General features: G+C 71.4%; 13 protein-coding genes and 1 pseudogene. 5 read left to right on the top strand and 9 right to left on the bottom strand.

Annotation, left to right across the window (positions count from 1 at the left end; all coding sequences use genetic code 11):
- Window positions 1-47: 47 nt before the first annotated feature.
- Window positions 48-722: a Crp/Fnr family transcriptional regulator gene (locus ACFWIA_RS30980; protein WP_006382668.1), complete on the bottom strand. Its 675-nt coding sequence runs from the start codon at window positions 720-722 to the stop codon at window positions 48-50.
- Window positions 723-973: 251 nt separating this feature from the next.
- Here ACFWIA_RS30980 and nth point away from each other — a divergent pair, with 251 nt between their 5' ends.
- The 3 genes from nth (at window position 974) to ACFWIA_RS30965 (ending at window position 4127) form a co-directional block, all read left to right on the top strand.
- Window positions 974-1927, top strand: coding sequence for an endonuclease III (gene nth, locus ACFWIA_RS30975; protein WP_387010571.1), 954 nt, complete (start codon window positions 974-976; stop codon window positions 1925-1927).
- A gap of 133 nt (window positions 1928-2060) precedes the next feature.
- Window positions 2061-2864: an NUDIX hydrolase gene (locus ACFWIA_RS30970; RefSeq protein WP_387010570.1), complete on the top strand. Its 804-nt coding sequence runs from the start codon at window positions 2061-2063 to the stop codon at window positions 2862-2864.
- 60 nt (window positions 2865-2924) lie between these two features.
- Window positions 2925-4127 carry a MarP family serine protease gene (locus ACFWIA_RS30965; RefSeq protein ID WP_387010569.1) on the top strand — a complete coding sequence of 401 codons (1203 nt, stop codon included), beginning with the start codon at window positions 2925-2927 and terminating at the stop codon, window positions 4125-4127.
- 41 nt (window positions 4128-4168) lie between these two features.
- Here ACFWIA_RS30965 and ACFWIA_RS30960 read toward each other — a convergent pair whose 3' ends face one another.
- From ACFWIA_RS30960 to ACFWIA_RS30935, 6 genes and pseudogenes are all read right to left on the bottom strand, one after another.
- Complete coding sequence (locus ACFWIA_RS30960; protein WP_385484354.1) at window positions 4169-4357, bottom strand: hypothetical protein; 189 nt, start codon at window positions 4355-4357, stop codon at window positions 4169-4171.
- Between the two features lie 96 nt (window positions 4358-4453).
- A complete protein-coding gene (locus tag ACFWIA_RS30955; protein WP_385761874.1) occupies window positions 4454-5398 on the bottom strand; it encodes an alpha/beta fold hydrolase in 945 nt (314 codons plus the stop codon).
- Window positions 5395-5880, bottom strand: coding sequence for a phage holin family protein (locus ACFWIA_RS30950; protein ID WP_387010568.1), 486 nt, complete (start codon window positions 5878-5880; stop codon window positions 5395-5397). The genes ACFWIA_RS30955 and ACFWIA_RS30950 overlap by 4 nt, the downstream gene beginning before the upstream one ends.
- A 136-nt stretch (window positions 5881-6016) precedes the next feature.
- The gene (gene nhaA / locus ACFWIA_RS30945) at window positions 6017-7411 is read right to left on the bottom strand and encodes a Na+/H+ antiporter NhaA (RefSeq protein WP_387010567.1); all 1395 of its coding nucleotides are present in this window, start codon (window positions 7409-7411) and stop codon (window positions 6017-6019) included.
- 347 nt (window positions 7412-7758) lie between these two features.
- Window positions 7759-9717, bottom strand: a complete 1959-nt coding sequence (gene acs / locus ACFWIA_RS30940) for an acetate--CoA ligase (protein WP_387010566.1) — start codon at window positions 9715-9717, stop codon at window positions 7759-7761.
- A gap of 152 nt (window positions 9718-9869) precedes the next feature.
- Window positions 9870-10697, bottom strand: a pseudogene (locus tag ACFWIA_RS30935) (carbonic anhydrase); the annotation flags it as partial.
- 366 nt (window positions 10698-11063) lie between these two features.
- On the opposite strand from ACFWIA_RS30935, the gene ACFWIA_RS30930 reads away from it, so the two are divergent.
- On the top strand, window positions 11064-12341 hold the full coding sequence (locus tag ACFWIA_RS30930) for a hypothetical protein (protein ID WP_387010565.1): 1278 nt from the start codon (window positions 11064-11066) through the stop codon (window positions 12339-12341).
- Window positions 12342-12410: 69 nt separating this feature from the next.
- Here the strand turns inward: ACFWIA_RS30930 and ACFWIA_RS30925 are convergent, their stop codons facing one another.
- A complete protein-coding gene (locus ACFWIA_RS30925) occupies window positions 12411-13400 on the bottom strand; it encodes an ATP-binding protein (protein ID WP_387010564.1) in 990 nt (329 codons plus the stop codon).
- 101 nt (window positions 13401-13501) lie between these two features.
- Here ACFWIA_RS30925 and ACFWIA_RS30920 point away from each other — a divergent pair, with 101 nt between their 5' ends.
- Window positions 13502-14329 carry an oxidoreductase gene (locus tag ACFWIA_RS30920; RefSeq protein ID WP_387010563.1) on the top strand — a complete coding sequence of 276 codons (828 nt, stop codon included), beginning with the start codon at window positions 13502-13504 and terminating at the stop codon, window positions 14327-14329.
- Between the two features lie 465 nt (window positions 14330-14794).
- Here ACFWIA_RS30920 and ACFWIA_RS30915 read toward each other — a convergent pair whose 3' ends face one another.
- Window positions 14795-15637, bottom strand: a complete 843-nt coding sequence (locus tag ACFWIA_RS30915) for an HAD family hydrolase (RefSeq protein WP_387010562.1) — start codon at window positions 15635-15637, stop codon at window positions 14795-14797.
- Window positions 15638-16032: the final 395 nt, after the last annotated feature.

Below are 16032 nucleotides of genomic sequence, written 5' to 3'. Positions count from 1 at the left end.
ACGGGGCGCTCCTCGGCGTTCAGGGGACGGCTCGGCGCCGTCGGGGCTCAGCGCGAGCGCTTCGCCAGGCGTTCCACGTCCAGCAGGATCACCGCACGGGCCTCCAGCCGCAGCCAGCCCCGGCCGGCGAAGTCGGCCAGCGCCTTGTTGACGGTCTCCCGGGACGCGCCGACGAGCTGGGCCAACTCCTCCTGGGTGAGGTCGTGCACCACGTGGATGCCCTCCTCGGACTGCACGCCGAACCGGCGGGACAGGTCGAGCAGGGCGCGGGCGACCCGGCCGGGCACATCGGAGAAGACCAGGTCGGACATCTGGTCGTTGGTCTTGCGCAGGCGCCGGGCGACGGCGCGCAGCAGTGCGGCGGCCACCTCGGGGCGGGCGTTCAGCCAGGGCTGGAGGTCGCCGTGGCCGAGGCCGAGCAGCTTGACCTCGGTCAGCGCGGTGGCGGTGGCCGTGCGCGGTCCGGGGTCGAACAGCGACAGCTCGCCGATCAGCTCGCCGGGGCCGAGCACCGCCAGCATGTTCTCCCGGCCGTCCGGGGACGTCCGGTGGAGCTTCACCTTGCCCTCGGTGACCACGTACAGGCGGTCCCCGGGGTCGCCCTCGTGGAAGAGGGCGTCACCGCGCGCGAGGGTCACCTCACTCATGGAGGCGCGCAGCTCCGCGGCCTGCTCGTCATCGAGCGCCGCGAAGAGCGGGGCGCGCCGCAGAACGTCGTCCACGAGTTCTCTCCTTGTCGACCTGACTCAGGGGTCCGTGCTCCCCATCTTGCCGGACGGTCCAAACAGTGTGATCAGTCACAAGTCTGCCGTACGTACGTCCCGCACAGTGCCCGTGGGGGCCAATTGGGCGCCGATCCTCCAGGTCCCGGGCGGGTGTCGGTGCCGGGCTTTAGGCTGGCCGGGTGTCCAAAACGCCGGTGAGAGCAGAGGCCAAGGGGGCTGCGCAGGTGGCCGCACGAGGGGATTCCGCTGTGGGCGAACAATCGTCCGGGCTTGCCGCAAATGCGGCAAAACGGTCGAGGGGTTCGGGGGGTCGGAGTACCGCAGCGGCCTCCGGGCGCGATGCCGCGGGCAGGGGCGCGGGGGCTGCCGGGAAGGCTCCCGGGTCGGCCGGGAAGGCGGCCGGGGGGCAGCCGTCCGAGTCCCGTACCGCCCTCGTCCGACGGGCCCGGCGGATCAACCGGGAGCTCGCCGAGGTCTACCCGTACGCGCATCCGGAGCTGGACTTCGAGGACAGCTTCCAGCTCCTGGTGGCCACCGTCCTGTCCGCGCAGACGACGGACCTGAGGGTCAACCAGACCACCCCGGCGCTCTTCGCCGCCTATCCGAAGCCCGAGGACCTCGCCACCGCCGACCCCGAACGGGTGGAGGAGCTGATCCGCCCCACCGGGTTCTTCCGGGCCAAGACCAGGTCGATCATCGGTCTGGCCGCCGCCCTGCGGGACGAGCACGACGGGGAGGTCCCCGGCACCCTGGAGGAGCTGGTCAAGCTGCCCGGGGTCGGCCGCAAGACCGCGTTCGTGGTGCTGGGCAACGCCTTCGGCCGGCCCGGGATCACGGTGGACACCCACTTCGGGCGGCTGGTGCGGCGCTGGAAGTGGACCGCGGAGACCGACCCGGACAAGGTCGAGGCCGCGGTCGGCGCGCTCTTCCCGAAGAGCGACTGGACCATGCTGTCGCACCGGGTGATCTTCCACGGCCGCCGCATCTGCCATGCGCGCAAGCCCGCCTGCGGGGCCTGCCCGATCGCCCCGCTGTGTCCCGCGTACGGGGAGGGCGAGACCGACCCGGACAAGGCCGAGAAGCTGCTCAAGTACGAGAAGGGCGGCCATCCGGGGCAGCGGTTGAACCCGCCGCGGTCCTACCTGGAGGCGGGCGGTCGGCCCGCGCCCCCGCTGGGCGCGGCCACCGGGAAGGCCGGATGACGCCCTCCGCACCCGCCGGGGCCCGCCAGGACGGCCTGGACACCCGGGACCCTGGGGGCGCCCGCGTCCGGCGCGTCGGGCCGGAACGATACGGGGGCGGACGCGCGTTGTGTCCACAGGGACGGGGGTGTCGATGACACACACGGGCAGCAACGGCAGTGGCAACGGCGCCGGCACCAACACCGGCAGGACCGGTGGCGGGGTCGGCGCGGAGCGCGCGGGCGCGGCAGCGGGCGGCGACGGCCGCCCGGGCCTGGGAGGGGGCCCCGGCCCGGTCGAGGTCAGCAGCGGCGGACTGCCGCCCTGGCTCGCCCCCGTGGCCCTGGCCGCCGAGACCGTCCAGCCCCCGCAACTCAGCAGGTTCCTCCCCCCGGCGGACGGCGCGGGCCGCCAGTCCGCCGTCCTGGTCCTCTTCGGCGAGGGCGAGCGCGGCCCCGAACTGCTGCTCATGGAACGCGCCGGCTCGCTGCGCTCCCACGCCGGCCAGCCCGCCTTCCCGGGCGGTGCGCTCGACCCCGCCGACGGCGATCCGCACGGGGACGGCCCGGTGCGGGCCGCGCTCCGGGAGGCGTGGGAGGAGACGGGGCTCGATCCCGAAGGGGTGCAGATCTTCGGCGTGCTGCCCAAGCTCTACATCCCCGTCAGCCAGTTCGTCGTCACCCCCGTCCTCGGTTGGTGGCGCGAGCCCAGCCCGGTCGGGGTGGTCGACCCGGCCGAGACCGCGCGGGTGTTCACGGTCCCCGTGGCGGACCTGACGGACCCCGCGAAGCGGGCCACCGCGGTCCACCCGATGGGCCACACCGGTCCCGCGTTCCTCGTGGAACGGGCCCTGGTGTGGGGATTCACCGCCGGAGTCATCGACCGGCTGCTGCACTTCGCCGGCTGGGAGCGCCCCTGGGACCCGTCCCGGCAGGTCCCCCTCGACTGGCGTGCGTGAAACAGTGGGCGACCGGACGGGGACCACGGTGGACGGCGAGGCAAGGCGAGGCGTGGAACGGTGAATGTGCTGGACATCCTGCTGTTGGTGGCAGCCGTGTGGTTCGCCGTCGTCGGCTACCGACAGGGCTTCGTCGTCGGCATCCTGTCGGTGATCGGTTTCCTCGGCGGCGGCCTGGTCGCCGTCTACCTGCTCCCGGTCGTCTGGGACAGCACCACGGACGACGCCGAGGTGGGGACGACCGCGGCCATCGTCGCGGTGGTGATCGTCATCGTCTGCGCCTCCGTCGGGCAGGCGTTCACCACCCATCTGGGCAACCGGCTGCGCCGCCACATCACCTGGTCGCCCGCGCGGGCCCTCGACGCCACCGGCGGGGCCCTGGTCAACGTGGTCGCGATGCTGTTGGTGGCCTGGCTGATCGGGTCAGCCCTGGCCGGGACGACGATGCCCACCGTCGGCAAGGAGGTGCGCAGCTCCAAGGTGCTCCTCGGGATCTCCCGGGCGCTGCCCGAACAGGCCGACACCTGGTTCGCCGACTTCTCGTCCGTGCTCGCCCAGAACGGCTTCCCGCAGGTCTTCAGCCCGTTCGCCAACGAGCCCATCAACGAGGTCAAGCCGCCCGACCCGGCCCTCGCCAACAGCGCGGTCGCCGCCCACGCGAAGCGTTCCATCGTGAAGGTCCTGGGCACCGCGCAGAGCTGCAACAAGGTCCTCGAAGGCACCGGCTTCGTCTTCGCCGAGCGGCGGGTCATGACCAATGCGCACGTGGTCGGCGGGGTCGAGGAGCCCACCGTCCAGATAGGCGGAGAGGGGCGGCTCTACGACGCCAAGGTCGTGCTCTACGACTGGGAGCGGGACATCGCGGTGCTCGACGTGCCCCAGCTGAAGGCCCCCGCACTCCAGTTCGTCACGGACCGGGAGGCGAAGAGCGGGGCGGGGGCGATCGTCGCGGGCTTCCCCGAGAACGGGGCGTACGACGTGCAGGAGGCCCGCGTCCGGGCCCGGATCACCGCGAACGGACCCGACATCTACCACCGGGGCACCGTCCACCGCGATGTGTACTCGCTGTACGCGACGGTGCGTCAGGGCAACTCGGGGGGACCCCTGCTGACGCCCGACGGACGGGTGTACGGAGTGATCTTCGCCAAGTCCCTGGACGATCCCGACACGGGGTACGCCCTGACCGCCGACGAGGTCCGCGAGGACGTCGAGGCGGGCCGGAAGGCCAACCAGCAGGTGGACAGCCAGGGCTGCGCCCTGTAGTCCGCAGCAGCCCGCCGGGGGCTACCCGCGGGCGGGGCCGGTCAGGGGCGGGGATGGCGGAGCCGGGCGGACACCCAGCGGGCGCGGCGGCGCAGGATGCGCGGGATGCCGATGGCCCGTCCGCCGGGGCTCTCGCCCACCCGGCGCGTACCGCTCCGTTGGAGGGAGCCCGGCCCGGAACCCGAGCGGCCCTCGCGTGCTGCGTCACTGTGGTCGTGCGTCCAGCCCATACCCGACGTGTGCCCGGCCCCCAAGGTCGGTAACCGCCCCGCGCGCCCCCAATTGGCCTATGCGCGCGGCAATTGGCCGCGCGGCTCCCGCGCTGCTCAGCGGTCCGGCTCGGGGTCCTTCAACCAGTTGACCAACTCGGTGGAGAACGCCACCGGGTCCTCCTCGTGCGGGAAGTGCCCGACCCCGTCGAACAGCCGCCACCGGTAGGGCGCCTCCACGTACTGCCCCGAACCCGCGGCGCTGCGCGTGCGCATGACCGGATCGAGGGAACCGTGCAGGTGCAGCGTCGGCACCCGCACCGGCCGCTTCATCCGACGGTTGAACTGGAAGCCGTCCGGCCGGGCGAGCGAGCGCACCATCCACCGGTACGGCTCGATCGAGCAGTGCGCGGTGGACGGGATGCACATCGCCCGCTGGTACGCGTCCACCACCGGGTCGGGGAACGCGTCGATGCGGGGCCCGGACCAGTCCCGGATCAGACGCCCCACCAGGGCCCCGTCATCGGCGACCAGCTGACGTTCCGGCAGCCAGGGCCGCTGGAAGCCCCACACGGAGGAGCCGGCCGCGGTCTGCCGGACGTCCGACAGCATCGCCGAACGCCAGCGCCGCGGGTGCGGCATCGAGGACACGGCGAGCCGCCGGACGAGCTTGGGCCGCATCACCGCGGCCGTCCACGCCAGATAGCCGCCGAGGTCGTGCCCGACGAGGGCCGCGTCGTGCTCCCCGAGCGAGCGGACCACCCCGGTGATGTCCAGGGCGAGGTTCGCGGGGTCGTAACCGCGCGGGGTGCGGTCGCTGCCGCCGACCCCGCGCAGGTCCATCGCCACGGCCCGGAACCCGGCGTCGGCGAGCGCGACCAGCTGGTGCCGCCAGGCCCACCAGAACTGGGGGAACCCGTGCAGCAACAGGACCAGCGGCCCCTCGCCGAGCTCCGCGACGTGGAAGCGCGCCCCGTTGGCGGCGACGTCACGGTGCGTCCAGGGGCCCTCGATCCGTACGGGCGAGGGCGGCTGCGCCGAGGGGGTGGCCGGGTCGGTCATGAGGACGAGCGTGCCACAAGCTCGGGCGTGTCGAGGAACTCGTCGTCCTTGGCCAGCGGACGCGGGTGCGGCTTGGCGTGCTGGAGCACGGCGGCCGTCTGCTTGGCCGAAGCGGCGACCTTCTGCGGGCCCTTGCCCTTCTTCGCCTTCTTGGCGAACGCCACGCCGACCAGGCCGAGGACCACCGCGACCAGGACGTTCGCGGCGAACGAGAGCAGGAAGCAGACGGAGAGGTGCCAGCCGCTCCACGCCTGGATGCCGTACGCGAGCGCGAAGCTCAGCATCGGCAGTGAGAACAGCAGCACGGTGCCGGCCGCGATGAACGCGCCGCCGCTGAACACGCCGCGCTTGACGTCCTGACGCAGCTGGGCCTTGGCCAGGGCGATCTCGTCGTGCACCAGCGCCGACATCTCGCTGGTGGCGCTGGCCACCAAGGTGCCGAGGCTGCGGTCGGCGCCCACGGGGGCCTCCGGTGCGCTCATCGCGTACTCCCTCTGTTCCGGTGTGTCCGTCGTTCCGGTGCGTCCGTCTGGCCCGGCCGGTGCTCCGGGGTGGTGGTGGTCCGGGGCCGCCGGGTGTCGCCGCCCGACCGGGCGACGATGACGCTTTGATGTCAGATCATGCCGGACTGTCGCCCCCGTCGCCTGCCCCGGCCATCACTTTCGCGAGCCTGCGGTGTTCGGCGGCCTTCCGTTCGTGGATCCGGGCCATCCTCAGGTGGTACTCCGGGTTGTCCTGCTCGTAGACGTCGGGGATGCCGTCGAGGTCGTCGTCGCGCTCCTCGTCCGCCCAGAGCCGCTGGTACGTGCGGTTGCGGATCTTCAGCAGCACACCGGCGAGCAGGGCCGCGATCAGGGAGCCGGTCAGGACGGCCGCCTTGACCTCGGCGGTCAGGGCGGGGTCGTCGGCGAACGCCAGCTCGCCGATCAGCAGCGAGACGGTGAAGCCGATGCCGGCGAGCGTCGCCACCGCGAACACGTCGGGCCAGGCGAGTTCCTCGCTGAGGGAGGCCCGGGTGAAGCGGGCGGTGAGCCAGGTGCCGCCGAAGATGCCCAGGGCCTTGCCGAGCACCAGCCCGAGGACGACGCCGAGCGTCTCGGGCTGGGTGAAGACCTCGGCGAGCGCCCCGCCGGAGATCGGCACGCCGGCGCTGAACAGCGCGAACAGCGGTACGGCGAGGCCCGCCGAGATCGGGCGCACCAGGTGTTCGATGTGCTCGCCCGGGGAGTGGGCCTCGCCCTCGCGCCGGGTGCAGCGCAGCATCAGGCCCATGGCGACGCCGGCGACGGTGGCGTGGACGCCGCTGTTGTACATCAGGCCCCAGATGACCAGGCCCAGCGGCACGTACACGTACCAACCGCGGACGCCCTTGCGCAGCAGCAGCCAGAAGACGACGAGTCCCAGGAACGCGCCGGCGAGGGCCGCGAAGTCCAGTTCGCTGGTGAAGAAGATCGCGATGATCAGGATGGCGAACAGGTCGTCGACGACGGCGAGCGTCAGCAGGAACGCGCGCAGCGCGGACGGCAGCGAGGTGCCGATGACGGCGAGGACCGCGAGCGCGAAGGCGATGTCCGTGGCGGTGGGCACCGCCCAGCCGGTGAGGGAGCCGCCGCCGCTGAGGTTGGTGACGACGTACACGAGGGCCGGTACGGCCATGCCGCACAGGGCGGCGACCACGGGGAGGACGGCGGCCTTGGGGTCGCGCAGGTCCCCGGCGACGAGTTCGCGTTTCAGTTCGATGCCGGCGACGAAGAAGAAGACCGCGAGGAGCCCGTCGGCGGCCCAGTGCTGGACCGACAGGTCGAGGCCGAGCGCGGCGGGTCCGAAGTGGAAGTCGCGGACCGCCTCGTAGCTGTCCCGCAGGGGGGTGTTCACCCAGACCAGTGCGGTGACCGCGGCGACGAGGAGCAGGACGCCGCCGACGGTTTCGGTGCGCAGGGCCTCTGCGACGAAGTTCCGCTCGGGCAGGGAGAGGCGTCCGAGGAAGGTGCGGGGGGAACGGGGCGCGGCCACGGGTGCGGACCTCCGGGTCGTGTGCGGCGAGCACGGTCAACGGGTCGCTGACTGCGCTGCCGACCAGACTTCCCGGCGCACCTGTAGTTCTCGCGGCATCGAGGCGACCGGGATGGAACCGGTCGGTCGGTTCGGGGCGGACCCCGACGGCGGGTACGGCACACCGTGGTGAGGTGGCCCGGTTCGCCGATTCTTGACGTGACCTTGACGCGACGGACAGCTTACCCGGTGGTGCGACGGGCGTACTGGATGATCTTCACTGTACGCAGGAAAGGGGCGTCCGGCGCGCGACGCGGTGCGTGCGCGGGCCGGACGCCCCTTTCGGGCGCTCAGGGGGCCGGGGGTGCTCAGTCCTCGCTGGACGCGGCCGGCAGCTTGGTCTGGATGAGGTCCATGACCGAGGAGTCGGTCAGCGTGGTGACGTCACCCAGCTCCCGGTTCTCCGCGACGTCGCGCAGCAGCCGCCGCATGATCTTGCCGGAGCGGGTCTTGGGCAGCTCGGCCACCGGCAGGACGCGCTTCGGCTTGGCGATCGGGCCGAGGGTGCGGCCCACGTGGTTGCGCAGGTCGGCGACGAGGTTCTCGTCGTCGGCGTCGGCGCTGCCGCGCAGGATCACGAAGGCGACGATGGCCTGCCCCGTCGTCTCGTCCGCCGCGCCGACGACCGCCGCCTCGGCGACCGACGGGTGGGAGACGAGCGCGGACTCGACCTCGGTGGTGGAGATGTTGTGCCCGGACACGAGCATCACGTCGTCCACCCGGCCGAGCAGCCAGATGTCGCCGTCCTCGTCCTTCTTGGCGCCGTCGCCCGCGAAGTACTTGCCCTCGAAGCGGGACCAGTAGGTGTCGAGGAAGCGCTGGTCGTCGCCCCAGATGGTGCGCAGCATCGACGGCCACGGCTCGGTGAGGACCAGGTAGCCGCCGCCCCCGTCGGGAACCTCGCGGGCCTCGTCGTCCACGACGGTCGCGGAGATGCCCGGCAGCGCTCGCTGCGCGGAGCCCGGCTTGGTCTCCGTGACGCCGGGCAGCGGCGCGATCATCATCGCGCCGGTCTCGGTCTGCCACCAGGTGTCGACGATCGGACAGCGGTCGCCGCCGATGTGCTTGCGGTACCAGATCCACGCCTCGGGGTTGATCGGCTCGCCGACCGACCCGAGCACCCGCAGGCTGCTCAGGTCGAACTTGGCCGGGATGTCGTCGCCCCACTTCATGAAGGTGCGGATCGCGGTCGGCGCGGTGTAGAGGATCGACACGCCGTACTTCTGGACGATCTCCCAGAACCGGCCCTGGTGCGGGGTGTCCGGGGTGCCCTCGTACATGACCTGGGTGGCGCCGTTCGCGAGCGGGCCGTAGGTGATGTACGAGTGGCCGGTGACCCAGCCGATGTCGGCCGTGCACCAGTAGACGTCGGTCTCCGGCTTGAGGTCGAACACGGCGTGGTGCGTGTACGCGGCCTGGGTGAGGTAGCCGCCGGAGGTGTGCAGGATGCCCTTGGGCTTCCCGGTGGTGCCCGAGGTGTAGAGGATGAACAGCGGGTGCTCGGCGTCGAACGCCTCGGGGGTGTGCTCGGTGGACTGACGGGCGGTGATCTCGTGCCACCACACGTCGCGGCCCTCGGTCCAGGCGACGTCCTCACCGGTGCGGCGGACGACGAGGACCTTCTCGACGCCCTCGACCCGGCCCAGCGCGTCGTCGACGGCGGGCTTGAGGGCGGAGGGCTTGCCGCGGCGGTAGCCGCCGTCGGCGGTGATGACCACCTTGGCGCTGGCGTCCTGGATGCGGGCCGCGATGGCGTCGGCGGAGAAGCCGCCGAAGACCACGGAGTGCGCGGCGCCGATGCGGGCGCACGCGAGCATCGCGACGACCGCCTCGGGGATCATCGGCAGGTAGACGGCGACCCGGTCGCCCTTGGTGACGCCCAGTTCGGTGAGGGCGTGGGCGGCCTGCGAGACCTCGTCCTTGAGCTGGGCGTACGTCACGGCCCGGCCGTCGCCCGGCTCGCCCTCGAAGTGGATGGCGACGCGGTCGCCGTTGCCGGCCTCCACGTGACGGTCGACGCAGTTGTAGGCGACGTTGAGCTTGCCGTCCTGGAACCACTTGGCGAACGGGGGGTTCGACCAGTCGAGCGTCTCGGTGGGCTCGGTCGCCCAGCTCAGCCGGCGGGCCTGCTCGGCCCAGAAGCCGAGCCTGTCAGCCTTGGCCTGCTCGTACGCCTCCGCGGTCACGTTGGCGTGTGCGGCCAGCTCGGCGGGAGGCACGAATCTGCGGTCTTCTCGCAGCAGATTGGCCAGGCTTTCGTTGCTCACGACTTCTCCCTTTCCCAGGAGGTCCGGTCCGCTGTGTCCCGCGCCACAGCTCACCAGAAGCAACGGCCGCTGACAAGGGCTGGCCGAAAATTGGTTTAGACCTGTGTGGCGTAGGTCGCGGAGGGGAGGACGGTGGGTGCCGGGGGCGCCGGTCAGGTGCGGGGGGCGGGGGCGCGGCGGTTGGCCGGGGGGTCCTCCACGGCGGTGACCTGGGTGAACGTCGCCTCCGACTCGTCCAGGAGATAGGACTGGGCCTCGCCGACGTGGAAGTACATCCCGTGCAGGTCGAGGGGGTTGCGCGCGAGCCTTCGGGCCACGGACGGGTGTTCCCGTAGGTGGGCGAGCTGTTGCAGCACGTTGGTGAGGGAGAGCTGTTCGACGGCGTCGACGGGTGGGCGCCAGGAGAGGCGGGGCGGCGGTGCGGCGGGGGTGCGCATCCGCTCCAGGCTGGGCAGGCCGTGCCGGAGCCAGCGACGCAAGGGTGTCGGCTCCGTACCCGTACCGCCCGTACTGCCCGTATCGCCCGTGCCGGTGGCTTCGGTGGACAGGAGTGCCTGCATCGCCCCGCATCCGGAGTGCCCGCACACGGTGATCGAGCGGACCTCCAGCACGTCGACGGCGTACTCGATGGCCGCCGCCACGGAGTCGTCACCGCGTTCGGAGCCGGGGCGGGGTACCAGGTTGCCGACGTTGCGGACCACGAACAGGTCGCCCGGTCGGCTGGACGTGATCATCGACGTGACGAGTCGGGAGTCGGCGCAGGCGAGGAAGAGTTGGGAGGGGCGTTGTCCCTCGCGGGCGAGCCTCGCCAGTTCTCCCCGTACCAGGGGTGCCGTGTGACGTTGGAACGCGCTGATGCCGCTGGCGAGGGGGTGCCTGGCGAGGGGGTGCCCGGCGTGCGGTGCGCGGGGCGTGGCGACGGGCGGCGCCGCACCAGGTGGTGGGCCGTGGGGCGGCGGGCTGTGGGGCGGGTGGGCGCAGGCGGTGCGCTCGGACGCGTCGTCGGTCTCGTCGGCGTGAGCAGTGTGAACGGCGTGGGGGCAGGCTGGCATGTCCCGTCTCCTCCGGGGCGGCGCGGTCGCGGACAGGGGCCCCCGGTCCCACGGAGGGCGGGGGCGGGCTCGCGGCCGTGGGGTCACGGCGTTGCAGCGGCGGGATGACTCAACTCTTGGTAAACGGATCGTCATCCAGAGTAAAGAGACGTGCCGAACATTTGCCTTAGGTATCGCAAATAATCACCTAGGTGAGTGAATAGGCATTTTTATCGGCTTGTCATACAAACGTATTGACGTTCCCGTGCGACGTTGGCGGCGCCCAGATTTGTCGTACAGGAAGAAGGTGGGCGGATGGCCGCCACCCAGAGGATCGCCGCGGGCCTGGCCGTGACCGCGACCTGCGCCATGGCCCTGTCCGGCTGCGGCGACCCCGACAGCGCCGGAGCCCGGAAGGCGGGTTCGGGGGAGAAGAAGGCCTCCGCGGCCCCCGCGCCCAAGAACGCGGTCCGGCTGATCGGCGACGGGTCCACCGCCTTCACCGGCCCCCAGCCGAAGCTCCCGCGCCCCGAACGGTTGAAGCCCGGTCAACGCCCGCCGCAGTTCGTCGTCTTCTCCTGGGACGGTGCGGGCGAGGACAGTCAGCGGCTGTTCTCGCACTTCCGGAAGGTGTCGAAGGCCAACAACGCCACGATGACGTACTTCCTCAGCGGCGTGTACATGCTCCCGGAGGAGAAGCGGAAGCTGTACGACCCGCCGCAGCACAACACGGGCAGCTCCGACATCGGCTTCAACGACGTCCAGGGCATCAAGGACACCGTCGACCAACTCCGGGGCGCCTGGCTGGAGGGCAACGAGGTCGGCACCCACTTCAACGGCCACTTCTGCGGCAGCAGCGGCGGAGTCGGACAGTGGTCGGTCGACGAGTGGAAGAGCGAGATCGCGCAGGCCAAGTCCTTCGTGACGAACTGGAAGACCAACACCGGCCTCAAGGGGGCCCAGCCGCTGCCCTTCGACTACGACAAGGAACTCATCGGCGCCCGCACCCCCTGCCTCGAAGGGCAGAAGAACTTCATGAAGGCCGCCCGCGAACTGGGCTTCCGCTACGACACCAGCGGCGTCAACGACCAGGTCTGGCCGAAGAAGAAGGAAGGACTGTGGGACCTGTCCATGCAACTCGTCCCCGTCCCCGGCCGCTCCTTCGAGACATTGACCATGGACTACAACTTCATGGTCAACCAGTCCGGTACGACCTCGCAGGGCGACCCGTCGATGCACGAGTACTGGGGGGACCAGATGCGCGACGGCCTCCTCCAGGGCTTCGACCGGGCCTACGAGGGCAACCGGGCGCCGTTGATCATCGGCAACCACTTCGAGTCCTGGAACGGCGGCACGTACATGCGGGCCATCGAGGAGACCATCGAGTCGGTGTGCACCAAGAGGGACGTGCGGTGCGTGTCCTTCCGGCAACTCGCCGACTGGCTCGACGCCCAGGACCCGGGCACCCTCGACAAGCTGCGCACCCTGAAGGTCGGTCAGGCCCCCAAGGGCGGCTGGGCGTCCCACCTCTCGGCCCGACCCGCACCGGCACCCAAGGGCGTGCCCGGGGCGCCGGCCGCCGGCGAACGCTGACGCCCCGCCTCCGGCCCCGGGGCGGGCCGCCCCTGTGGGAGGCCCGCCCCGGCCGAGCGGTCGAGGGCCTCAGACGGGCTGGGGCGCGTCGACTGACTGTTCGCGCAGCACGAAAGCGGGATCGACCTGGGTGGCCAGGTCGATCCCCGTGCGCTCGTTGCCCCAGGACTTGGCGTTCCGCAGGTGGAACTGGACCGTCTGGCGCGTGTAGCGCTCCCAGTCGCGGGTGCCGTAGGTCGCGTCGGCGGCCTTCTGGAGTGCGTGCAGGGCGGCGCGGTTGACGTCCTCCAGGAGGGCGAACCGGGGCGGGCGCCCCTTCTCCATGGACCGCACCCAGTCCGAGTGGCCCACGGTCACCAGCAGGTCGTCGCCGACCTCCTGACGCAGGAAGTCGATGTCGTCGGGGCCCTGCACCTTGTTGCCGATGACGTGCAGCGCGACCCCGAAGTCCCGTGCGTACTCCTTGTACTGGCGGTAGACGGAGACCCCCTTGCGGGTCGGCTCCGCGACCAGGAACGTCATGTCGAAGCGGGTGAACATGCCCGAGGCGAACGAGTCGGACCCCGCGGTCATGTCGACCACCACGTACTCGTCGCGACCGTCGACCAGGTGGTTCAGGCACAGCTCCACCGCGCCCGTCTTGGAGTGGTAGCAGGCGACGCCGAGGTCGGCCTCCGTGAACGGCCCGGTGACCATCAAACGGACGGTGGAGCCGTCGAGTTCCACCGGGTGGGCGCAGGCGTCGTACACCGGGTTGTTCTCCCGGACCCGCAGCAGTCGCGAGCCCTCGCCGGGCGGAGTGGTCTTCACCATGGTGTCGGCGGAGGCGATGCGCGGGTTCGAGCCGCGCAGATAGTCCTTGATCATCGGCAGCCGCGCGCCCATGGCGGGCAGTCGGGCCGAGGTCTCGTCGTCGAGGCCGAGGGCGGCCCCCAGGTGCTGGTTGATGTCCGCGTCGATCGCGATGACCGGCGCGCCGGTCGCGGCGAGATGCCGGACGAAGAGCGACGACAGGGTGGTCTTGCCGCTGCCGCCCTTCCCAACGAAAGCAGTTTTCATGTTCAGTAAGCTTAGTGGGCACCCCTCGACCGGACCGGCCCGGACGTGAAGAAGACCACTCCTTCGTGGGGTGGCGGCACCGGGTGCGTAGGGTCGTACCCATGAGTACGTCAGGTGCGCAGGCCGATCCGCTCGTCGCGCTCGGGGAGCTGCCCCGGGTGGCCGAATCCGTGGCGGCCGTGCGCAAGGCGGTGGACCGCGTCTACGGGCACCGCGTCATGCGCAGGCGCAGCAACGAGGTCACCTCGGAGGCGGCACTGCGCGGCGCGCGTGGTTCCGCCGCACTCGCCGGGGCCGACTGGGCGTTGGAAGAGGTGCGCCGGCGCAGTGACTTCGGTGTGGACGAGGAGTCCCGCGCGGTGGGCGCCGCCCTGCGGTTGGGCGCCGAGGCCGGGCAACTCCTCTCCGTCTGGCGGCAGTCCCCGTTGCGGGTGCTGGCCAGGCTGCACCTGGTGGCCGCCGCCGCCCGGCGGGACGGGTCGGTGGGGCGTCCGCGGCTGTCGGGCGAGCCGGTGGACGAGCCGCTGATTGAGCTGCCGTTGCCGGGCGCCGACGAGGTGGCCGCGCGGCTCGACGGGCTGGCGGGGCTGGTCGTCGCGGGCGGTTCGGCGCCGGCCCTGGTCACCGCGGCCGTGGTGCACGGGGAGCTGCTGGCGGTGCGGCCCTTCGGTTCGTACAACGGGCTCGTCGCGCGGGCGGCCGAGCGGATCGTCCTGGTGGGCAGCGGGTTGGACCCGAAGGCCGTCTGTCCGGCCGAGGTGGGTCACGCGGAGCAGGGGCGGGCGTCCTACGCGGCGGCCCTCGCGGGTTACGCGTCGGGCACCCCGGAGGGGGTGGCCGAGTGGATCGCCCACTGCGGCCGTTCGGTGGAGCTGGGGGCCCGGGAGTCGACGGCGGTGTGCGAGGCGTTGCAGCGCGGGGCCGCCTGACGCGGTGCGCCGGGCCGGTCCGACGCGGTGGGCTGCCGGGTGCGGGCTGCGGGTGCGCGGGGTCGCCGTCGCGCTGGTGTCGGGGTGGGGGCGGGGACGGGCGGCCCTGAACGGGGTTGCGGCGGTACGAGGATCCGTACCGCCGCTGGCATGTCCACCCGGTTACCAAGCGTCCTCGAAGTGTTGCCCATCAGGTCGGGTGCTTCGCCCGTCACCTGGTGCGGCTGGCCCGTATTCGACGGGTCGACGTCGCGTGGGTGCCCGGTTTCCATGCTCGGTCCGTGGGGCCACGGTTGCTGTCTTCGGGTGATCCTCTCGGATGCCCTTGGTCTCGCGGGCCGTTGACTCCTTTGTACTCCTGTCCGCAGGGAAGTGGAACCCCTTGCTCCACTTCTTTACCTTTACCCCTAAAAGGTGCGCAAGCGGACATGTTGTGGGGTGGTCGGGGCGAGGGGAGCGCTCCGTTCAGGCGACCGGTGCGCGGCGCCTGCTGGCGTACCAGACGAGTCCGGCCGCCGCGGCGGCGCCCACGGCCGCGGCGGCGACCAGGGCGGGGCGCGGCGGGACCCGTAGTGCGGGGATGCGCTGTTTGAGCCGCACCGGGCGGTGGAAGTCGAGGATCGGCCAGCTGCGGGCGACCGCCTCGCGGCGCAGCGCCCGGTCCGGGTTCACCGCGTGCGGATGGCCGACCGCCTCCAGCATCGGCAGATCGGTGATGGAGTCGCTGTACGCGTAACAGCGGGCCAGGTCGTACCCCTCGGTCGCGGCCAGCTCCCGGATCGCCTCGGCCTTGGTCGGGCCGTAGGCGTAGTACTCCACCTCCCCGGTGAAGCAGCCGTCCTCGCCGACGACCATCCGGGTGGCCACGACCCGGTCGGCGCCGAGCAACTCCCCGATGGGTTCCACCACTTCGGCGCCGGACGTCGAGACGATCACGACGTCCCGCCCGGCCGTGTGGTGTTCCTCGATCAGGGACGCCGCCTCGTCGTAGATGATCGGGTCGATGAGGTCGTGCAGCGTCTCGGCGACGATCTCCTGCACCTGTCGTACGTTCCAGCCCCGGCAGAGCGCGGACAGGTATTCGCGCATGCGTTCCATCTGGTCGTGATCGGCGCCGCCGGCGAGGAACACGAACTGCGTGTACGCGGTGCGCAGTACGTCTCGCCGGTTGATCAGGCCACCGTGATAGAACGACTTGCTGAAGGTGAGCGTGCTCGACTTCGCAATGACCGTCTTGTCCAGGTCAAAGAAGGCGGCTGTGCGGGGCAACGAGTGGTTTTCCACGGCTTGAGCATAGGCGCCCACCATTCGGCGTAAGCCGGGGCGTGTGGGTTTGCCTGGGAGGGCCTTCGGGTACACCATGGAAGTCACGGATCGTTCGCGACCGTGCTAACCCGGTCCGACTCCTCCCCCCCCCGAGTCGGCCGTGGGGACGACCCCCGCTCTCCCCCCCGGCGGGGGTCGTCGCATGTCCAGACCGGTTTGGCCCCCTTTCTCCCGCGGCCCGATGACCTTCTCGCCGCTGTGCAGGCTCTGGCGCCCAGGCTCGGCACCCCCTCGCTCCCTCACTCAGAGTGACGATCGGGCTGCGCTCCAGGCGTCAGGTCGTGGCCGTCGCTGTCACTGGTTTGGGTGATGAAGTTATTCACAGGGGCGGCCTTGTCCACGGTATTTGACCAAGATCCACACGTTTTCCGGGATCC

Origin of the sequence: Streptomyces sp. NPDC127068, assembly GCF_042724695.1 — a bacterium.
Taxonomy (GTDB): domain Bacteria; phylum Actinomycetota; class Actinomycetes; order Streptomycetales; family Streptomycetaceae; genus Streptomyces.
The sequence above is the reverse complement of the archived record's forward strand: the minus strand, read 5'-3'. Positions and strand labels throughout refer to the sequence as shown.

What these genes read in the sequence shown, in the direction of transcription:
- ACFWIA_RS30970 (WP_387010570.1), top strand. Translation starts at nt 2,061, where the DNA reads ATGACACACACGGGCAGCAACGGCAGTGGCAACGGCGCCGGCACCAAC.
- ACFWIA_RS30960 (WP_385484354.1), bottom strand. Translation starts at nt 4,357, where the DNA reads ATGGGCTGGACGCACGACCACAGTGACGCAGCACGCGAGGGCCGCTCG.
- ACFWIA_RS30955 (WP_385761874.1), bottom strand. Translation starts at nt 5,398, where the DNA reads ATGACCGACCCGGCCACCCCCTCGGCGCAGCCGCCCTCGCCCGTACGG.
- ACFWIA_RS30950 (WP_387010568.1), bottom strand. Translation starts at nt 5,880, where the DNA reads ATGAGCGCACCGGAGGCCCCCGTGGGCGCCGACCGCAGCCTCGGCACC.
- ACFWIA_RS30930 (WP_387010565.1), top strand. Translation starts at nt 11,064, where the DNA reads ATGGCCGCCACCCAGAGGATCGCCGCGGGCCTGGCCGTGACCGCGACC.
- ACFWIA_RS30925 (WP_387010564.1), bottom strand. Translation starts at nt 13,400, where the DNA reads ATGAAAACTGCTTTCGTTGGGAAGGGCGGCAGCGGCAAGACCACCCTG.
- ACFWIA_RS30920 (WP_387010563.1), top strand. Translation starts at nt 13,502, where the DNA reads ATGAGTACGTCAGGTGCGCAGGCCGATCCGCTCGTCGCGCTCGGGGAG.
- ACFWIA_RS30915 (WP_387010562.1), bottom strand. Translation starts at nt 15,637, where the DNA reads ATGGTGGGCGCCTATGCTCAAGCCGTGGAAAACCACTCGTTGCCCCGC.